This is a genomic window from Hydrogenobaculum sp. 3684 (assembly GCF_000213785.1).
Taxonomy (GTDB): Bacteria; Aquificota; Aquificia; order Aquificales; family Aquificaceae; genus Hydrogenobaculum.
Genome location: NC_015557.1, coordinates 1,498,573 through 1,516,107 on the forward strand (window position 1 = coordinate 1,498,573; position 17,535 = coordinate 1,516,107).

19 protein-coding genes are annotated in these 17,535 nt (G+C 34.1%); 10 read left to right on the forward strand and 9 right to left on the reverse strand.

Annotated features, from left to right (window positions below; genetic code table 11):
* Positions 1-5 precede the first annotated feature (5 nt).
* From HYD3684_RS07920 to HYD3684_RS07935, 4 genes are read right to left on the reverse strand one after another with little or no spacing between them, the layout of a single operon-like run.
* Positions 6-788, reverse strand: a complete 783-nt coding sequence (locus HYD3684_RS07920) for an enoyl-ACP reductase (protein ID WP_015420135.1) — start codon at positions 786-788, stop codon at positions 6-8.
* A gap of 16 nt (positions 789-804) precedes the next feature.
* On the reverse strand, positions 805-1,608 hold the full coding sequence (locus HYD3684_RS07925; RefSeq protein WP_015420136.1) for a 2-amino-3,7-dideoxy-D-threo-hept-6-ulosonate synthase: 804 nt from the start codon (positions 1,606-1,608) through the stop codon (positions 805-807).
* Positions 1,609-1,611: 3 nt separating this feature from the next.
* Positions 1,612-3,612 (reverse strand): glycine--tRNA ligase subunit beta, encoded by a 2,001-nt coding sequence (gene glyS / locus HYD3684_RS07930; RefSeq protein ID WP_015420137.1) that lies wholly within the window; start codon positions 3,610-3,612, stop codon positions 1,612-1,614.
* Positions 3,609-4,457, reverse strand: coding sequence for a glycine--tRNA ligase subunit alpha (locus HYD3684_RS07935; protein WP_015420138.1), 849 nt, complete (start codon positions 4,455-4,457; stop codon positions 3,609-3,611). Before HYD3684_RS07935 ends, glyS begins: the two co-directional genes overlap by 4 nt.
* 56 nt (positions 4,458-4,513) lie before the next feature.
* On the opposite strand from HYD3684_RS07935, the gene HYD3684_RS07940 reads away from it, so the two are divergent.
* Together HYD3684_RS07940 and HYD3684_RS07945 are read left to right on the forward strand one after the other, a co-directional pair.
* The gene (locus tag HYD3684_RS07940) at positions 4,514-4,804 is read left to right on the forward strand and encodes a nucleotidyltransferase domain-containing protein (protein ID WP_015420139.1); all 291 of its coding nucleotides are present in this window, start codon (positions 4,514-4,516) and stop codon (positions 4,802-4,804) included.
* The gene (locus HYD3684_RS07945; protein ID WP_015420140.1) at positions 4,795-5,202 is read left to right on the forward strand and encodes an HI0074 family nucleotidyltransferase substrate-binding subunit; all 408 of its coding nucleotides are present in this window, start codon (positions 4,795-4,797) and stop codon (positions 5,200-5,202) included. Before HYD3684_RS07940 ends, HYD3684_RS07945 begins: the two co-directional genes overlap by 10 nt.
* 1 nt (position 5,203) lies before the next feature.
* Here HYD3684_RS07945 and HYD3684_RS07950 read toward each other — a convergent pair whose 3' ends face one another.
* From HYD3684_RS07950 to HYD3684_RS07960, 3 genes are read right to left on the reverse strand one after another with little or no spacing between them, the layout of a single operon-like run.
* Positions 5,204-6,442 (reverse strand): folylpolyglutamate synthase/dihydrofolate synthase family protein, encoded by a 1,239-nt coding sequence (locus HYD3684_RS07950; protein WP_015420141.1) that lies wholly within the window; start codon positions 6,440-6,442, stop codon positions 5,204-5,206.
* Complete coding sequence (locus HYD3684_RS07955) at positions 6,439-8,028, reverse strand: HD domain-containing protein (protein ID WP_015420142.1); 1,590 nt, start codon at positions 8,026-8,028, stop codon at positions 6,439-6,441. The genes HYD3684_RS07950 and HYD3684_RS07955 overlap by 4 nt, the downstream gene beginning before the upstream one ends.
* Positions 8,021-8,506: a CDP-alcohol phosphatidyltransferase family protein gene (locus tag HYD3684_RS07960; RefSeq protein ID WP_015420143.1), complete on the reverse strand. Its 486-nt coding sequence runs from the start codon at positions 8,504-8,506 to the stop codon at positions 8,021-8,023. The genes HYD3684_RS07955 and HYD3684_RS07960 overlap by 8 nt, the downstream gene beginning before the upstream one ends.
* Before the next feature lie 34 nt (positions 8,507-8,540).
* Here HYD3684_RS07960 and purF point away from each other — a divergent pair, with 34 nt between their 5' ends.
* The 4 genes from purF to asnB are packed head-to-tail and all read left to right on the forward strand — an operon-like array spanning position 8,541 to position 13,104.
* Positions 8,541-9,935 carry an amidophosphoribosyltransferase gene (gene purF, locus HYD3684_RS07965; RefSeq protein WP_015420144.1) on the forward strand — a complete coding sequence of 465 codons (1,395 nt, stop codon included), beginning with the start codon at positions 8,541-8,543 and terminating at the stop codon, positions 9,933-9,935.
* Positions 9,932-10,150: a DUF2905 domain-containing protein gene (locus HYD3684_RS07970; protein WP_015420145.1), complete on the forward strand. Its 219-nt coding sequence runs from the start codon at positions 9,932-9,934 to the stop codon at positions 10,148-10,150. The genes purF and HYD3684_RS07970 overlap by 4 nt, the downstream gene beginning before the upstream one ends.
* Positions 10,151-10,175: 25 nt before the next feature.
* On the forward strand, positions 10,176-11,252 hold the full coding sequence (locus HYD3684_RS07975; RefSeq protein WP_015420146.1) for a DUF354 domain-containing protein: 1,077 nt from the start codon (positions 10,176-10,178) through the stop codon (positions 11,250-11,252).
* A gap of 1 nt (position 11,253) precedes the next feature.
* Positions 11,254-13,104: an asparagine synthase (glutamine-hydrolyzing) gene (gene asnB / locus HYD3684_RS07980; RefSeq protein ID WP_015420147.1), complete on the forward strand. Its 1,851-nt coding sequence runs from the start codon at positions 11,254-11,256 to the stop codon at positions 13,102-13,104.
* Here the strand turns inward: asnB and cutA are convergent.
* A complete protein-coding gene (gene cutA, locus HYD3684_RS07985) occupies positions 13,093-13,410 on the reverse strand; it encodes a divalent-cation tolerance protein CutA (protein ID WP_015420148.1) in 318 nt (105 codons plus the stop codon). The two genes, asnB and cutA, sit on opposite strands and share 12 nt — an antisense overlap.
* A gap of 15 nt (positions 13,411-13,425) precedes the next feature.
* Between cutA and HYD3684_RS07990 the strand changes: the two genes are divergently transcribed.
* From HYD3684_RS07990 to HYD3684_RS08005, 4 genes are read left to right on the forward strand one after another with little or no spacing between them, the layout of a single operon-like run.
* On the forward strand, positions 13,426-13,872 hold the full coding sequence (locus HYD3684_RS07990; RefSeq protein ID WP_015420149.1) for a hypothetical protein: 447 nt from the start codon (positions 13,426-13,428) through the stop codon (positions 13,870-13,872).
* Positions 13,869-15,086: an epoxyqueuosine reductase QueH gene (locus HYD3684_RS07995; protein ID WP_015420150.1), complete on the forward strand. Its 1,218-nt coding sequence runs from the start codon at positions 13,869-13,871 to the stop codon at positions 15,084-15,086. Before HYD3684_RS07990 ends, HYD3684_RS07995 begins: the two co-directional genes overlap by 4 nt.
* Complete coding sequence (gene kdsA / locus HYD3684_RS08000) at positions 15,034-15,831, forward strand: 3-deoxy-8-phosphooctulonate synthase (RefSeq protein ID WP_015420151.1); 798 nt, start codon at positions 15,034-15,036, stop codon at positions 15,829-15,831. The genes HYD3684_RS07995 and kdsA overlap by 53 nt, the downstream gene beginning before the upstream one ends.
* A 2-nt stretch (positions 15,832-15,833) precedes the next feature.
* Positions 15,834-16,469: a hypothetical protein gene (locus HYD3684_RS08005; RefSeq protein WP_015420152.1), complete on the forward strand. Its 636-nt coding sequence runs from the start codon at positions 15,834-15,836 to the stop codon at positions 16,467-16,469.
* Between the two features lie 72 nt (positions 16,470-16,541).
* Here HYD3684_RS08005 and HYD3684_RS08010 read toward each other — a convergent pair whose 3' ends face one another.
* The gene (locus HYD3684_RS08010; protein WP_015420153.1) at positions 16,542-17,465 is read right to left on the reverse strand and encodes a hypothetical protein; all 924 of its coding nucleotides are present in this window, start codon (positions 17,463-17,465) and stop codon (positions 16,542-16,544) included.
* Positions 17,466-17,535: the final 70 nt, after the last annotated feature.

Genomic DNA, 17,535 nt, shown 5'->3' on the forward strand with positions numbered 1-17,535 from the left:
AACTTTTACTCCTCTTCTTTATCAGAAACACCCATTATACTATAACCACTATCTACATATATGGTTTGACCTGTGATGCCCCTTGCCCATTCACTACATAAGAATGCAGCTGTATCACCTACTTCTTCTATGGTGACATGTCTTCCAAGGGGGCTTACTTTAACGGTGTGCTCCATCAGTATATGAAAACCAGTTATGCTATATGCAGATAGTGTTTTGATGGGACCTGCTGATATGCAATTTACCCTTTGATTTTTCTTTGCTACATCAAAAGCCAAATACCTTGTGGCGCTTTCTAAAGCTGCTTTTGCTATACCCATAACGTTGTAATGAGGTACTACCTTTTGGGCTCCGTAGTAAGAAAGCGTCAAAAACGCCCCTTCTTCGTTCATGATGTTTGAGAATGCCCTAACTACAGCTATGAACGAATAAACGGATATATCCATGGCTATGTTAAAACCAGACCTTGTGGTATCTATAACACCATTTTTAAACTCATCTTTTGGAGCATAGGCTATAGAATGCACTACTATGTCTATGTTGTTCCAAGCTTCTTTTATGTTGCTTGCTAGGTTTTCTATGTCTTGGTCTTTGGATACATCGCATTCAAAAACAAGCTCAGTGCCAAGCTCCTGGGCTATAGGCATCACTCTTTTTTTCACAGATTCACCGGCGTAGCTTATAGCTATATCAGCTCCTTCTCTTTTGAAGCTTTTAGCTATACCATAGGCTATACTCTTATCGTTTGCTAAACCCATTATAAGAGCTTTTTTACCTTTTAATATCATCCTTATCTCCTATTATTTATGAGTGTAAAAATTTAGCTGCTTCTTCTGCAGTTTTGCCCTCGTGTACTATCATATACATGGCCCTTGTTATCTTTTTAGGGTCTTTGGCTTGGAATATATTTCTTCCTATAGAAAGCCCAGCTGCTCCAGCTTTTATAGCACCTTCTACCATTTCAAGCACATCTTTTTCAGTTTTCATCTTGGGCCCACCTGCGATCACCACAGGTATATGGGTGCCTCTTACCACTTCTTTGAAAGACTCTACATCGCCGGTATATGGGACTTTTACAATATCAGCTCCAAGCTCTTCTCCTATCCTTGCGCAGTGAGCTACAAAGGTTTTATCGTATTGGTCTTGGGGTTTTATCTCATGGCCTCTTGCGTATACCATCGCTAAAAGTGGCATACCCCATTCATCGCACACTTTTGACACATAACCAAAATCTCTTAGCATCTCCCTTTCCATTGGAGCCCCTATGTTTACGTGTATAGAAACTGCATCCGCTCCAAGCCTTATAGCTTCTTCCACTGTGCAAACTAATACCTTATCGTTTTTTGTAGGTGAGTGGTCTGTGGAAGCAGAAAGATGTATTATAAGACCTATGTCCTTACCAGAGCCTCTATGGCCTGCTTTTACAAGGCCTTTGTGCATTAAAACTGCGTTGGCACCACCTTCTGATACGGCCTCTATGGTTTTTTTCATATCCACAAGACCCTCTATAGGCCCTGAGCTTACACCATGATCCATCGGTACTATGATGGTCTTTTGGGTTTCTCTGTTGATGATACGTTCAAGTCTTATTTTTTTACCGATACTCATTTTTTATGCCTCCTTTATAACAACGTGTTCAAAATCTGCTATCTGCTTTAGGCTTTTATAGATATTGTAAAGTAAGCTAAGTCTGTTGTTTCTAACATCTATATTTTCAGCCATAACAAGTATTTTATCAAAAAATTCATCTATTATCTTTTTCTTGTGGTCTATGTATTCCAATAGCTCTTTTGAGAGTTCTTTATCTTTTATATCTTCTAATATATTGTAAAGCTCTTTTTCTAAGTCGCTTTCAAAAAGCTCTTGTTTTATATCCTTTGGGCTAAAGTCTTTTGGTAGTATTTTTCTTATCCTTTTGTAGGCTTTTGCTATGCTTTCTACAATATCTCTGTTGGAAGATAAAAGCTCTATCTTGTTTTTTATATCTTTTACCTTAAGAGGGTCTTCTACTTCCAAAACAGCTCTTACTATGTCGTAAGGATATTCTTCAAAGTAAGTGTTTAGTCTTGTTTTAAAAAGGTTTTTAATATGAGATAAAATCTCTTCGTAGCTAAGAAGCTTTTCTTTGTTTTCTAAAAGCTCAAAAACTTTTCCAAAAAGCTCTTCTAAATTTATATCAAGATCATGATCTAAAATAGTTTTTATAATACCGTATATGTTTCTTTTTATACCGTAAGCATCCGATGTACCTTTTGGAATTTCACCAGCGGCGATAAGGGATACTATGTTGTCTGATTTTACTATGATACCAAGCAAAGCCCCCGTTTTGGTAGACTGAATACCTTCTATTTTATCAGGCATATATTGTTCTAAAAGGGCTTTTGATAGTTCTTCGTCTTCGTTCTTGGCTTTTGCATATATCATACCCATATAGCCTTGAAGCTCGTCAAACTCTTTTACCATGTTTGTGGCTATATCAAACAAAGAAAGTTCACAGGCTCTTATTAGTACGCTGTTTTGATGGTCTAAATACTCTCCCAAAGCTATATGTCTTTTGGTTTTATCAAACAGCGTTCCAAGCTTGTGGTGAAACATAATACCCTTTAGCTCTTCCACGAAAAAATGAAAAGGTTTTTTTAGATCCTCGTTGTAGAAAAATATGGCATCTCTTAACCTTGCTTTTACCACTTTTTGATAACCGTTTTTTATATAACCTTTTTTATCTTCTATGTTTGATATACCAAAAAATATGTTTGTAATGCTATATTGTTTTGTGGTAATAAACTTTTGATGATGAGCTAACACAGTTTTTATAACTATATCTGGTAAACTCAAAAACTCTTTTTCAAACTCCCCTATAACAATATATGGGTATTCTACCAAGTTTGTGATTTCATCTATAAGCTCCTCTTCGTAATCTGGTGTAACATTTAGCTCTTTGGCTTTTGATAAGACAAGATCTAATATGATGCTTTTACGCTCTTTGAATGTTGGTATTACATAATGCTTTTTTAAAAGCTCTTCGTAGGCTTTTGCATGCTCTATTACAAACTCATTGGATAAAAACCTATGGCCTTTTGATGTGTTTTTATAAGGCAGTATTGGTCTGTCGTTTAAAACAAGGGCTATACCTCTTATGGGTCTTGGAAACCTCATAGAAGAGTTGTCCCATCTCATCATCTTTTTGTAGTTTAGAGATTTTATTATAAAATCTGGAAACTCTTTAAAAAGCTCTTCTATTGGTATACCACCGGTTTGTTTTTTTATGGCTATGTAAACTCCTCCTTGTTTTTCGTATTTGAAAGTCTCTTCTAAAGAAGCGTTATTTTTCTTTAAAAAAGCCTCTAAAGCTTTTGTAGGAACTCCGTCTTTATAACAGGCTTCATAAGGAGGGCCTATTACAAGGATTTCTTCTTTCTTGTTGTGATCTGGTAAATTTTCTATCAAAATACCTATTCTTCTTGGGGTTGTAAATACGCTGATGCTATTATCTATTCCTATATTTTTATCTTTTAAAAAGCTTATTACTATATCTTTTAAGGTTTCGTTGGCTTTTAGTAAAAATGAAGAGGGTAGTTCTTCCGTTTGAAGCTCTAAAAGAATATCGTTCATAGGCTATTCTCCTTTTCTATGTATAAAGAAGCCACTAAAGATGCCATTTGTTTTATGCGTTTTATGTAGTTTGTTCTTTCTTGGACAGATATAGCGCCTCTTGCATCAAGAAGGTTAAATGTATGAGAGCATTTTAATACGTAATCATAAGCCGGGTAAACGAGTTTTTCTTCTATGAGAGATTTTGCTTCTTGCTCGTATATTTCAAAAAGCTTAAAAAGTCTATCTTGGTTTGATTTTTCAAAGTTGTAGATAGACCACTCTTTTTCAAACTCAAAGTATATATCTTTGTAAGTAAGATGTTTGTTCCATTTTAAATCAAATACGTTGTCAACATTTTGAAGATACATCGCTATACGCTCAAGCCCGTAGGTGATTTCACAGGCTATAAGATCTAAATCTATATCCCCTGCTTGTTGGAAGTATGTAAACTGTGTTATCTCCATCCCATCTAACCACACTTCCCAACCAAGTCCCCAAGCTCCAAGTGTAGGGCTTTCCCAGTCATCTTCCACAAATCTAATATCGTGAAGGTTTTGATCTATACCAAGGGTTTCTAAGCTTTTAAGATATAGCTCTTGAGAGTCTTCTTTGGCAGGTTTTAGTATCACCTGAAATTGAAAATAATGCTGAAGCCTGTTTGGGTTTTCCCCATATCTTCCATCTTTTGGTCTTCTGGATGGTTCTACGTAAGCCCCGCTGAAGGGTTTTTTGCCAAGCACCCTTAAAAAAGTAGCTGGGTTCATAGTACCAGCCCCCACTTCTATATCGTATCCTTGCATTATAGCGCATCCATTTTTAGACCAAAAATCCTGAAGATTAAGTATTATATCCTGAAAATACATTTTTGCCTCCAAAACGCCTTTACGTATATGATCATGCTATACTATTATACCAGTTTATGGCTTTTAAGATAAAAACTATAGAAGATTTAAAAGAGTTTTTAAAAGATTATTTCAAAGATAAGAATGTAAAAATTTATCTGTTTGGTTCTAGGGCTTATGGAAACAATTCAGATTTTTCCGATGTTGATATAGCTATTGACACAGAAGAGGATATAACAGAGTGTTTGACTTTGTTAAGATATATAATAGAAGAAAGCACGCTTCCTTACAAGGTGGATTTTGTGGATTTAAAGATGGCACCTCATCTTAAACCTATAGTTTACGAAAAAGGACAAAGATGGCTTTAGATAGATTGTTGTCAGATTTAAAAAATGCGTTTTCAAGGTTAAAAGAGTCCTACGATAAAACTATAAACTCTCAAAATACCGCCGATTATTCGTTTTTCAGAGATTCTACTATACAGCGGTTTGAGTTTACCATAGAGATTTTATGGAAAACTGTTAAAGAGTTTTTAAAATTAAAAGAAGGAATAGAATGCAGATCTCCAAAATCTTGTATAAGAGATTTTTTCGGGTCTGGTTATCTAAGTTCTCAGGATGTTGTTACACTTTTAGAGGCAATAGACGATCGAAATCTTACATCTCACACTTATCACGAAGAGGTTGCCGATAAAATTTTTCAAAATATTAAGAAATATCTACCTGTTATAAAAAGCGTAATAAATGAGATAGAAAAGAATATTTAAATTATGATTTTTCCAAAGCTCTTTTTAACTCACCAAGAAGATACAAAGAACCAAAGACAAATACATCATCTTTTAGATTTAAAATATCTTTTGCGTCTTCTAAAGTATGGGTTTTAAAACCTATACTTTTTGCATAATTTAGCATATTATCTATATCTTCTGCTCTTTTGTAGTGAATGGGTACAAACGTAATCTCATCAAAGTAAGTTCTTAGTATATCTAACTCTTTTTGCCATTCTTTGTCTTTTAAACTTCCCATTACAAGCTTTATATCAAAATGTTCTTTTATATCTTTTATAATCTTTACCAAAGCACTTACGTTGTGAGCTCCATCTATCATTATAAGGGGTTTTTCTCTTAAAATCTCCATACGCCCTTCCCAATAGGTTTTTTCTAACGCCCTTTTTATAAGCTCTTCTTTTGGTTTAAATAGAGTTTCTACCGTAGGTATACTAAGAAACGATGCCAATGCCAAAGCTCCGTTGTCTATTTGATGTTTGCCCCAAAGCCCAAGTTTTAGGCTTTTCATGTTAAAATCTAAAAAATTAAACTCTTCTATATAAGTGCTATGCTTATCTACATAACCTTTGTATTCAAAATCCTCCCCTGCTACAAAAAGCTTTGTGTTTTGCTCTTTTGCTTTTTCTGTTGCCATTGGGTATAGTGGGTATCTATTGTTTCCTATTAGGAGTGCTTTTGTGCCGTTTGCTATTTCAAGCTTTTCTAAAGCTATTTTATCTACGGTGTTGCCAAGCCATTTCATATGGTCTTTTCCTATGTTTGTTAAAACCCCAATAAAAGGTGAAGAGGCTCTGGTGCCGTCCCATCTTCCGCCCATTCCTACTTCCCATACTACTATATCTACATTTTTGTCTTTAAAGTATAAAAGCCCTATCAGAGTTATAGCTTCAAAGTAAGTTAGCTCAAATTTTTCAAATACAGGTTTTAGGCTTTTGACATAGTATTCTAACTCTTCATCTTTTATATGAATGTTGTTTACTCTTAATCTTTCGTTTTCTCTAACAAGATGAGGAGATACAAACCATCCGGTGTTAAGGCCATGCTCTATCAGAAGATAATTTAAAAAAGCGCAGGTAGAGCCTTTGCCGTTGGTACCGCCCACTATTACAGATTTATAGTGTTTTTCTGGGTTTCCTACATAGTCTCTTGCTTTTAGTATTCTATCTAAAGTGGGGTTTATCTTGTAGTCTTTGCCCTCATAAAGGTCCCAGAGTTTCATATATTTATATGTTCACCTTCTTTTTTAAGCCATTCTATTGCTTCTTCTTTTGTCTTTATTGCACCTTCGTATTGAAGGTCTAATAGTTTATTTTTTAAAAGCCCAACGGTAGGCCCCTCTGGTATATTTAGTATATTCATTATATCTTTTCCACTAAGAAGTGGTTCTATAGGCTTTGGTACATTTTTTAATTTAAATTCTATTATATTTTTTATGGTTTTTTCTAAAGCTTTCATAGTGGGCTCATCGTCTTTAGATCCCAAGGCATCTGCTATAGTTAGTATCATAAGAGGGTATATATCATCTTCTACTTCTCTTAAGAGCTTTCCATAGGCTCTTGGTGTGAGATGCTCCAAAGATTCCCTTAGATAAAATATCCTAAGGTGCATTCTTACCATTTTTTGTAAAAACCTTGAAAGATCTTCTCCAAAGGTAAGCTCATTAGATATTTTTGCCGTTAGTTCTTCTCCTACTTTGTCATGCTCGTAAAAGGTGATGTTACCTTTTTCATCTATTTTCATGGTGTGAGGCTTTCCTATGTCGTGTAGTAAAGCGCTTAGTTTTATAGCCTCTTTTGTGCCAAAATCCCCTAAAAATTGATAGGCTGGTATTTGGCTTTTTATAAAATTTAAAAGCTCTTTATCAAAGTTTACATCCTCATTTTCAAGGATTTTATCCGCATACTCATAGACTTTTAACGTATGTTTATCAAGGGGGTATATGTGATGATGCCCTTGATTTGAAACTTTTTTTATATCCTCTAAATATGGTATTATGCTGTAAATGGCATTTGTCTCAAAAAGAAGCTCCATTCCCTTGTAGGATTTTTTTAATTTTAAAAGCTTAAAAAACTCTACTGCTATCCTTTCTTTTGCACTGGTTTTTAGAAGTGTATGGTTTTCTTTTAAGAAATTTATAAAACCCTCTTCTAACTCAAAATCAAGCTCGTTTGCTATCCTTACTCCCCTTAAAAGCCTTATAGGGTCTTTTTTGAGATTTTCATAAGATATTGCTCTTACAAGTCCATTTTCTAAGTCTTTTATACCACCGGTTGGATCAAAAAGAATCGTTTGCTGAGCTCCCACAGATAGCACATCATCTAAGTTTACAGCTATTGCGTTGCAGGTAAAATCCCTATCTTTTAAATCCTTTTCAAGGATCTTTTCCCACTCTTCAGGGCTTGGTCTTAGACCAAAAAAACTTTTTAATCCACCACTTTCTAATATTGCTATATCAAATCTATATTTGAAACTTCCTTCGTTAAATACTATAGTGGCTATTTTGTTTCTTTTTATCCAAGGTTCTTTTTTCTCAAACTCAAATACATCGGCTTTTATGTTGTATGTTTGGAAAAGAAGTTCTTTAAAACGGTTTGCAACAGTTATTGGTTCTTGAGTGGTTATAATATCTATATCTACACTTTTGTCTATTGGTTTTCCTATTATTCTATCTCTTACGTATCCTCCCACCAAGAAAGCGTAGTGGTCTCTATCAAGGCATTTTGCTAAAAGGTCAAAGTGAGTTAGGTAAAAATTTAATCCGTGGGCGGTATGTTTTTTGCCAAAAATTTCTATTATATCACTCATAAAACCATCTTTTTAAATAACCATACAAAGAAATATATGCAAAAATAAGGCTTATATCGAAAAGCATATTACCAAATTTTACCTCACCAAGAAGTATTACAATGATACTAAACATCTCAAAAAACGCCTTTATTTTTCCACTTAAAATAGCCCCTTTGTCTTTATTCTTTGCTATGCTTCTTAGAAAAGACACTGTTAGTTCTCTTATCATCAAAAACGTAGCTGCATAGGGGTTTAACATATGTTTGTATAAAAGCCCCATAACCGCTGTTAAAACTAAGATTTTATCTGCAAAAGGGTCATACACTTTTCCAAACTCTGTGATAGCGTTGTTGTTTCTTGCAATAGAGCCATCAAACCAATCCGATATTGCTCCTATACTAAATGTTATAAGAGCTATAAAGTAGTGAGAAGATATTATAAAGCAAAAGGCCACTATGCCACAAAATATTCTAAGAGTAGTTATAAAATTTGCCATAACTTTTTAACAAAAATCATTTATATTATAATTGATGTGCGGTGTTTTTGGCGTTTATTTGAACGAAGAGGAAACTTTAGATTTCCCAAAGGCAGCAACGTTTGCTTACTTTGGTATATACGCTCTGCAGCATAGAGGCCAAGAGAGCGCTGGTATATGCTCTTATTATGAGGATGATATTAAAAGAGTTGCTAACAAAGGCCTTGTGCTGGAGGCCATTTCCAAAGAAGAGTTAAAAAATTTAAAAGGTAAGGTAGCTATATCTCACGTTAGATATTCTACTACTGGTGGTGATTCTGCTCAAAATATTCAACCTATAGTTAGAGAAAGTAAAAGGTTTGGAAAAGTGGCTGTGGTTCATAACGGAAACCTTACAAACTATAACTTTCTAAGAAGGCTTCTTGTTGCAAACGAAGTGGAGTTAAAATGCTCTTCTGATACAGAGGTGTTTTTAGGGCTTTTAGATGTAGTAGAAAAAGATGCATCTATAAGTGCTCATATGTTGGATGAAGAGCTTATACCCTATCTTGTTAGTGTTTTAAAGCTTGTGGAGGGAGCTTATAGTATACTTATGATAATAAACGGTAAGCTTATAGCCGCTAGGGATCCTCTTGGTTTTAGGCCACTTTTGATGGGAAGACGTCAAGACGCTATCGTATTTGCCTCTGAGACCTGTGCTTTTGATATTATAGAAGCGGATTATTGGCGTGAGATAAAGCCTGGGGAAATCACTATAGTAGATGAAAACGGTATAAGAACTTACTTTTTTGCTAAAAGCCCAAAACCAAAGAAATGCATCTTTGAGCATGTATATTTTGCAAGACCTGATAGCTTTATATTTTCTGAATACTCTTACAACGTTAGAAAGAAAATGGGTATGGAACTTGCTAAAGAGGACGATATATTTCCAGATATAGTGATTCCAGTACCGGATTCTGGTATGCCAGCAGCCATAGGATATAGCCAGTACAAGAATATTCCCTACGAAATGGGACTTGTTAGAAATCACTATATAGGAAGGACGTTTATAGCTCCTACTCAAGATATTAGAAATCTAAGCGTTTTGATGAAGTTAAATCCAAACAAAGGTATTATAAAGGATAAAAGCATAGTGGTGATAGATGATTCTATTGTAAGAGGGACTACCTCAAAGCGTATAGTAAACCTTTTAAAAGAAGCCGGAGCCAAAGAAGTACATATGAGGATAGCTTCTCCACCGGTTATAGGGCCTTGTTATTACGGTATAGACACGCCCACAAAAGAAGAGCTTATGGCAAGCCATATGTCTGTGGAAGATATAAGAAGGTTTATAGGAGCCGATTCTTTAAAATATTTATCCTTAGAAGGGCTTATGAGGTCTGTTCAAGAACCAGATTCTTTTTGTGATGCTTGCTTTACAGACAACTATCCTGTAGAGTTAAAGCTATGAACGAATTTGCAAAACTCCTAATAATATTTGGTTTTATACTCATTGGTTTAGGGCTTTTGATAATTATATTTGGAAAATTAAACATCCCATTAGGAAGGCTTCCGGGGGATATTGTTTATAAAAATGGAAACTTTGTGTTTTACTTTCCTTTGGTGAGTTCTATAATTTTAAGTATTTTACTAACAATATTGCTAAATATTCTTTTTAGAAGATAAAATATGATTTGTTATAATATGTTGAATGATATGGTTTGATATAGTAACTCCTAAAGCGGCTCTTTTTTTTAGTCCCATCATAAGAAAATTTGATAGCCAAGGGGAGCGTGTTTTAATTACCACCAGAAAATCAGAAGGCTATGAGGAGATTGTAGAGCTCCTTGATATGCTTAATATCCCTTACGAAGTTGTAGGGGGATTTGGGGGCGGTACTCTAAACGGTAAGCTTCATGCGAGCATAGAAAGAATGTATCAGATGACAAAACTTCTTGATAAGTACAATCCAGATATTATGGTAAGCATATGCTCTGTAGATGCCAACAGAGTGGCTTACGGGCTTGGTATACCTATAGTAAATTTTTACGATATACCTTTGTCTGATTATAAGCATGATTTTAAAAAAGCCCTGCCTCAGGCAAGGCTTACGCTTCCTCTTTCTACTGTGGCCCTAAAGCCTTTCGTGGTGCCAGATGAGATATTTTATAGGTTTGCTTTGGAAAAAGATCAGGTTTATACATACGATTTCATAGATCCTTTGATATGGCTTTATGATTTTAAACCAGATATAAACTATGTAAAGGATGTAATGAAGATACCTTTAGATAAACCCATTATAGTGGTAAGAGAAGAGGAGTTTAAAGCCTCTTATGTGATGAAAAAATACAGCCTTTTGTATGATGGGCTTTTAGAACTAAAAGATAAAATAGATGCAACGTTTGTAATAATACCAAGGTACGAGGCAGAGCCCTTAAAAGAGCTTTTTGATTTTGCCATCATATTAGAAAAAAAATACAAGATACAGCATCTTCTTGCATACGCATCTTTGTTTATCGGAGGAGGCGGTACCATAAACCTTGAAGCCACTTACTTTGGCACACCTGTTATATCCACAAGAAGCTTTATAAGTCATTACGATAAGTATGTGGTGGATGTGGGGCTTATGAAATGGGTAAACGACAAAGACTCTTTGGTAAATACCGCTTTAAAGCTTATAGGAAAACGCTTCGATGAGCTTGCTCAAAACGTTTGGGGTTCTATGAAGGTGGATTTAGATTTTCTAACAGATACTATTTTAAAAGCCAAAGACCTAAAAAGATATTGATATGTGTGGTATATTGGGACTTTTTGGAAATCCAGCATCTATAGATACAAATCTTTTTAAAAAAGCTTTAGATAAAATAGCTCATAGAGGACCAGATGCTTACGGTATTTATCAAAATGAAGATATAGTATTTGGCCATAGAAGACTTTCTATCATAGATTTATCTCCTTTGGGCAATCAGCCTATGGTGGATGAAGAAACAAGCAATGTTATCGTTTTTAACGGAGAGATCTATAATTTTAAATCCATAAGGGATTTTTTAATATCAAAAGGAATAAACTTTAACTCATCTTCGGACACCGAAGTACTTTTAAAAGCTTATAGATATTTTGGTGTAGAGGTCCTTAGCAAGCTAAGAGGTATGTTTTCTTTTTGTATATACGATGCAGATAAAAAATCTCTTTTTTTTGCAAGGGATAGGTTTGGTAAAAAACCCTTTTATTATGCTTTTATAAAAGATAATTTTTTATTTTCATCGGAGATAAAAGCACTGCTTGAGTTTTTTGACAAAACGCCACTTCCAGATAAAGGTTCTATGGCAGATTATTTTAGATATTTGGCCCCTTCTTATGGAAAGACTATGTATGAGGGTATATATAAGCTTCCTCCTTCTTGTTTTGGGATTTTAGATAAAAATGGGTTTAGTGTAAAAGAGTATTACAATCCCCTTGATTATCTTTCTAAAAGCTATCAAAACGAAGATCAAATACTAAAAGACATAGAAAATAAGCTTATAGAATCTATTGAGCTTAGGCTTGTGGGAGATGTGGAAGTGGCATCGCTTCTTTCTGGAGGTCTTGATTCTTCTTTTGTAAGCGCTTTGTATTCAAAGATTGCCAAAGAAACATTTGGCAAAAATATAAACACATTTTCTATAGGGTACAGCGAGTATGAGCACTACAGCGAGCTTGATTGGGCTTTGAAAGTTTCAAAGTTTATTGGATCAAGCCATCATCCTATCAGCATAAACTCAAAGGATTTTATAGAGAAAATAGATGAGGTGGTTTATTTTTTAGATGAGCCTATAAACGATCCTGCCACTTTGCCCACATACGTTATATCTTCTTACATCAAACAAAACGGTATAAAAGTTGCCCTTTCTGGAGAGGGTTCTGATGAGCTATTTTTTGGATACGATCTTTATTATAAGTATCTAAACTATGAAGATATCTCTAAAATCCTAAAAAAACCTCATAAAGAACTTATATTAGAATCACTTTCAGACAAGAATTCTAAAGCATCGGAGCTTTTAAAAAGAGCTTTAAAAGATGAGATTATCTTTAGGACTATAGGGGAGTGTTTTACAAACGATGAGCTTAAAAGGTTTTTAAGATTTTCTTATGAGAGTGATAATATTGAGCTATTTTCAAAAAGATTTGAGCCTTTTTCTCATCATCATATATCTATATGGTATTACTTTGTAGATATGTATATGTGGATAGGGGAAGTGCTTATGATGAAAGTGGATAAAATGGCTATGGCTCATTCTGTAGAACTAAGAGTACCTATGCTTGATCATGAACTTCATCAGCTTGTGTTAAATGTAGACCCATCTCTTCGTATATCAAACCAAAACAAGCACCTTCTTAAGAAAATAGCTATAAAATATCTACCAGAAGAGATAGTGTATAGAAGGAAAAAAGGATTTTCTTACCCATTTATAGAATGGTTTTACAAAGAAAAGAAAAACTTTTTGGAAGATTGGCTTAAGATAAACAAAGAACATGGATTTTTTGACGAAGGGTTTTTGAGATTTTTATATGAAAATGGTAATTCAAAAGCTTACAAACACCACGTCTGGGCGGTGGAGATATTTAATAGATGGTTCAAAAAAACTTATCTATCCAATTGAGTCTTCTATCCATTTTAGGTAAGACTCTATACCAGATTCTATGTTAAGTGATATAATCTCTGGTACTGTGTATGGGTGAATAGCTTTTACCTTTTCTATCAAAAGTACAATCTTTTCTTTTAGGGTTTTTACAATAAGAAGAGATTCTTCTGAGGTTTCGATCTCTCCTTTCCACCAGTATATAGATTCTGCACCGCTTATTATGTTAACGCAAGCCCCAAGCTTTTCTTGCACTATAAACTTAGCAATATCCTTTGCTTTATCTTTTGGTGTTGTGATTAAAACTATTGCATAGTTTGATACCATAGTTAATATTATAGCATGGGAATTTTTGCAGAAGACTTAATAAACTTTGGCAACCTAATGGAAGCTACCATAGATTTCCCGATAAATCAAAAAGAGTTAGAAAATATATTGGGAGTCTCGGTTTATTTAGAGCCACATGTAATGGATGTAGTGGTAAAAAAGAAGTTTTTGGCTTTTAGTAAAGATTATAAAATAAGGTTAAAAGAAGGGGAATATTTTATAAACGATAGAAAAGCTGGTAAAAGGGCTATTGGGTTTGATATGCTTTTAGAAAAAGATATAGAGCTTTTACCAAACGCTTTTGAGGTGATAGATGGAAAGCCTTATATAAACTTTTGGCCTTATATAAAGGCATCTGAGCTTTATGCCAAGGTGCCAAATCAGTTTAAAGAGCGTGTTATAATAAAGGACTACGAGATTAAAAGTGGAAATCTTGTGTTGAAGTTGGGAGTTCAGAAATGAAAGGACTTGTTCATATATGTTGTGCACCAGATAGTATATACTTTTTAGAAAAGCTAAAAAACGATTACAAAGACTACGAATGGATAGGGTTTTTCTACGATCCAAATATACATCCTAAAACAGAGTACGATTTGAGGCTAGTAGAAACAAAAAGAGTGTGTGAAAAGCTTGGAATACCTCTCATAGAGGGGAATTACGACGATGATGTATGGCTTTTGGCGGTAGAAGGTCTTGAAAAAGAACCAGAAAAGGGTAAGCGCTGTGAAGTTTGTTTTGATATAAGATTAAAAGAGTCTTTTGAGATTGCAAGAAGTTTGGGTGCTAAAGCTATTACCACTACGCTTTTGATGAGTCCAAAAAAAAGTATAAATCAAATAAATCATGTAGCTTCTATCTTTTCTAAGGAGTACGGTATAGATTTTATAAGCGTAGATTATAGAAAGGGTGGTGGGGTTCAGATAATGCACGAGCTTACAAAACTAAACGAAATATACTCCCAAGATTACTGCGGATGCATACATGGGCTTTTTAATCAAAAACCAGATACAGAGCTTTTTATGTGGGCAAAGATTAGCCCTGGTTCCAAAGAAGAGCTTCTTTTTATAAAAAGTATTAGGCTTTTAGCAGAGTCAATGGGATTTTATACAAAAGAGATAAACTTTAGCTTCTTAGGTTGGGATTTACTGAATGGGTATATCTTTGTAGATGATGAGCCAATCCCCTCCTACATAAGGTATTATTCAAAACATACCAACGGTGTTGTAAAGGCAAATATAGATTTTTCTATTTCAAAAGAAGATGTTTTATACCTTACGAAACAAAATGTAAAAATAATCTTTTCAAAAGAGTTTGTGGCAAACAAAGATGTTTCACCGTGTTTTATAGTAGATGAGGAGTATAAAGAAAAGCTTCTTAATGCCAAAAAGATAAAAGCACATATAAAATCAGAGCTTTCTTATAAAGATTCCAGTATTTTGATAATCTCTAAAAGCCCTATAAAAGATATATCTAGCATAAAAGCTTACAAAACCTATGAAGGATATTTTGATAAACCAAGTTTTGATGTAGAGAATATAATTTTAAACTTAAAAGAAGGCGAAGCCGTTTGTTTTGTAGGGGCTTTTGAGATGGGTGGTTTTGAAAAACTTACGGAGTTTTTTGATGGAAAAGAAATTTCTTATAATAGCTGGTCCTTGTGTAATAGAGTCTTATGAGCTTTGCTTTGAAGTGGCCTCTCATCTAAAAGAGCTTTCTTTGAAGTATAAGGAGTTTGATTTTGTATTTAAGGCTTCTTTTGATAAGGCCAATAGAACATCTGTAAACTCCTATAGAGGACCTGGTCTTGAAAAAGGTCTTGAGATTTTAAAAAGAATAAAAGAAGAATTTTTTATGCCAGTTACCACGGATGTCCATGAAACTTATCAAGTAAAACCTGTGGCAGAGGTGGTGGATATCATTCAAATACCGGCTTTTTTATGTAGGCAAACGGATTTACTTCTTGTCGCTGCAGAAACTGGTAAAAGTGTGAACGTTAAAAAAGGACAATTTTTAGCCCCCTGGGATACTAAGTATATAATAGATAAGCTAAAATCAAAAAACAAAGACGCTACATTTTACCTTACAGAAAGAGGTTCTTCCTTTGGCTATAACAACCTTGTGGTGGATATGAGATCACTACCTATTATGAGACAGTATGCAAACGTTATATTTGATGCTACTCACAGTGTTCAGCTTCCTGGTGGTGCAGGTAGGTCTTCTTCTGGTCAAAGGGAATTTGTGCCCTATCTTATAAGGGCTGCTGTGGCAGTGGGTGTAGATGGGGTTTTTATGGAAACGCATCCAAATCCAGAAAAGGCGCTGTCCGATGGTCCAAACTCTATACCTTTAAAAGATTTAGAGAGTATTTTAATTCAAATAAAAGCCATAAAACGAGCCTTAGAGGATATAAACCAAAGTTAAATATGAAAGATAATGAAAAAGATATCGTTATCAAAGATAAATTTTTAGACCAAGATAATAGAAACATAGAAGATTTTCAAGCTATAAAAGATTTTTTCCTTGATTTAAAGCAAAGCAGTTTTTATCTTTCTTATGCAGAAGAGCTTTATCTTGATCATATTTTAAAAAAGAAAGTTCCTAAAGAAGTGATAATAAGTGGTATAGAAAAATATATGTATAGGCTTCCAGAGTTTAAAAGAAGAAAGGCTATGCTTTTTATGTGTGATAACGATATAAATACCTCTATCACAGATTTTATAAGAAGGATGTGGGCAAATTCCGATGAACATTGGTATATAGGAAGGTTTGATTTACATATAAAACGCCTTAAATACATCGGCCTAGACAAAAAATACAACATAAGTTTAGACAAAATCCCTTACCCTACCACAGAAGAAGAAGCTGCAAGCACTTTAAACCGAATAAAAAAGCAGATTTTCGAAAAAGAGTGGGATTTACTTAGCCAAGAGACAAAATCTATGATTCTTCAAAAATACGAAAAGTTTAAAAATTTCCCAGAGCTTTACGATAAAATGATTATGGATCATGTTTTACATGTTTTAAACTTGGATTGGATAGATTTATATACACTGTCTTAATTTTAAATCTTAAATTTGCAGTGATGGATTTATCAAATATAGTATTGAGGGTTTGAAGTTATGTATATGAGCTTATAAAATCTCTTCAATCTTACTGGCGAGTATCACCTTCTTAAACATTTCATCCAAAACTTTTATATCATCTGTGTTTTCTATCTTCTCTTCAAGCTCTTTTGGTAGCACTTTAAACTTAATGAGGATAGCACTCTTAACATCATCTTTTTTAGCCTGAACTAATCCTTCTTGCTTACCTTTTTCTAATCCTTCTTGCAATCCTTCTTTTTTACCTTTCAAAGTAGCCTCTTGTTCTAATTGCTCTATAGCTTTTGCTGTGAAAGGTAAATCTTTTAGCTCTTCTATAGTAAAAGGCGGTATCTCTAACATAGGCTCCTCCTTAAGCAATATTTTAAATCCTTCTCTTAATTTAGGTCTTACCTTTAACAATGTCAATATCTTTCCAACCCAGTCAGATCTTTCTTGCTCTGGTAAGTTTCTTAATTTGGATAGAGCTTTACGAAATAGCTTTTCTCTATTTCTCACGTTGCACAAAAATGCAAAGGTTATATCTGCCATATTATCAGATTCCAACAGATCATCACATTGAAAATCTTTTAGATCTATTAGCTCATACTCGTAATAAAGCTTTGAATCTTTTAAAGTGTTTTTCATGTTGCATTTGTCTTCACCAAGATATATAAGCTTTTGGTGTATAGTCTTTTCTTTGTATTCCATTTTGATGAGGCTATAATACTCAAACATCCTATAAAGCATGGTCTTATCGTTTTTTGTCTGGAATTCTATATGAAGGATAGAATCATCTTCTAACTCAAGGAGTAGATCCACTCTTCTTTCTTTTGTTGTTTTAAATACTGAATCTAACTCCCGCTTATATTTTATACCTATTATATCTCTCATTAGCTTACTTTCCAAAAGAGGAAGTATTATATTCTTTATGGTTATATCTATATCTTGAGGATGACGGTTTTGCTGATCCATTTATATATTATAAGAGACATGCTTAAATTATGATTAGGATATAGTAAGCTTATGCGCTCACAATTTAAGG

What these genes read in the sequence shown, in the direction of transcription:
- HYD3684_RS07990 (WP_015420149.1), top strand. Translation starts at nt 13,426, where the DNA reads ATGGGAATTTTTGCAGAAGACTTAATAAACTTTGGCAACCTAATGGAA.
- HYD3684_RS07935 (WP_015420138.1), bottom strand. Translation starts at nt 4,457, where the DNA reads ATGTATTTTCAGGATATAATACTTAATCTTCAGGATTTTTGGTCTAAA.
- HYD3684_RS07940 (WP_015420139.1), top strand. Translation starts at nt 4,514, where the DNA reads ATGGCTTTTAAGATAAAAACTATAGAAGATTTAAAAGAGTTTTTAAAA.
- HYD3684_RS07995 (WP_015420150.1), top strand. Translation starts at nt 13,869, where the DNA reads ATGAAAGGACTTGTTCATATATGTTGTGCACCAGATAGTATATACTTT.
- HYD3684_RS07945 (WP_015420140.1), top strand. Translation starts at nt 4,795, where the DNA reads ATGGCTTTAGATAGATTGTTGTCAGATTTAAAAAATGCGTTTTCAAGG.
- HYD3684_RS07975 (WP_015420146.1), top strand. Translation starts at nt 10,176, where the DNA reads ATGATATGGTTTGATATAGTAACTCCTAAAGCGGCTCTTTTTTTTAGT.
- glyS (WP_015420137.1), bottom strand. Translation starts at nt 3,612, where the DNA reads ATGAACGATATTCTTTTAGAGCTTCAAACGGAAGAACTACCCTCTTCA.
- HYD3684_RS07950 (WP_015420141.1), bottom strand. Translation starts at nt 6,442, where the DNA reads ATGAAACTCTGGGACCTTTATGAGGGCAAAGACTACAAGATAAACCCC.
- HYD3684_RS07920 (WP_015420135.1), bottom strand. Translation starts at nt 788, where the DNA reads ATGATATTAAAAGGTAAAAAAGCTCTTATAATGGGTTTAGCAAACGAT.
- HYD3684_RS07970 (WP_015420145.1), top strand. Translation starts at nt 9,932, where the DNA reads ATGAACGAATTTGCAAAACTCCTAATAATATTTGGTTTTATACTCATT.
- purF (WP_015420144.1), top strand. Translation starts at nt 8,541, where the DNA reads ATGTGCGGTGTTTTTGGCGTTTATTTGAACGAAGAGGAAACTTTAGAT.
- kdsA (WP_015420151.1), top strand. Translation starts at nt 15,034, where the DNA reads ATGGAAAAGAAATTTCTTATAATAGCTGGTCCTTGTGTAATAGAGTCT.
- asnB (WP_015420147.1), top strand. Translation starts at nt 11,254, where the DNA reads ATGTGTGGTATATTGGGACTTTTTGGAAATCCAGCATCTATAGATACA.
- HYD3684_RS08005 (WP_015420152.1), top strand. Translation starts at nt 15,834, where the DNA reads ATGAAAGATAATGAAAAAGATATCGTTATCAAAGATAAATTTTTAGAC.
- HYD3684_RS08010 (WP_015420153.1), bottom strand. Translation starts at nt 17,465, where the DNA reads ATGGATCAGCAAAACCGTCATCCTCAAGATATAGATATAACCATAAAG.
- cutA (WP_015420148.1), bottom strand. Translation starts at nt 13,410, where the DNA reads ATGGTATCAAACTATGCAATAGTTTTAATCACAACACCAAAAGATAAA.
- HYD3684_RS07960 (WP_015420143.1), bottom strand. Translation starts at nt 8,506, where the DNA reads ATGGCAAATTTTATAACTACTCTTAGAATATTTTGTGGCATAGTGGCC.
- HYD3684_RS07925 (WP_015420136.1), bottom strand. Translation starts at nt 1,608, where the DNA reads ATGAGTATCGGTAAAAAAATAAGACTTGAACGTATCATCAACAGAGAA.
- HYD3684_RS07955 (WP_015420142.1), bottom strand. Translation starts at nt 8,028, where the DNA reads ATGAGTGATATAATAGAAATTTTTGGCAAAAAACATACCGCCCACGGA.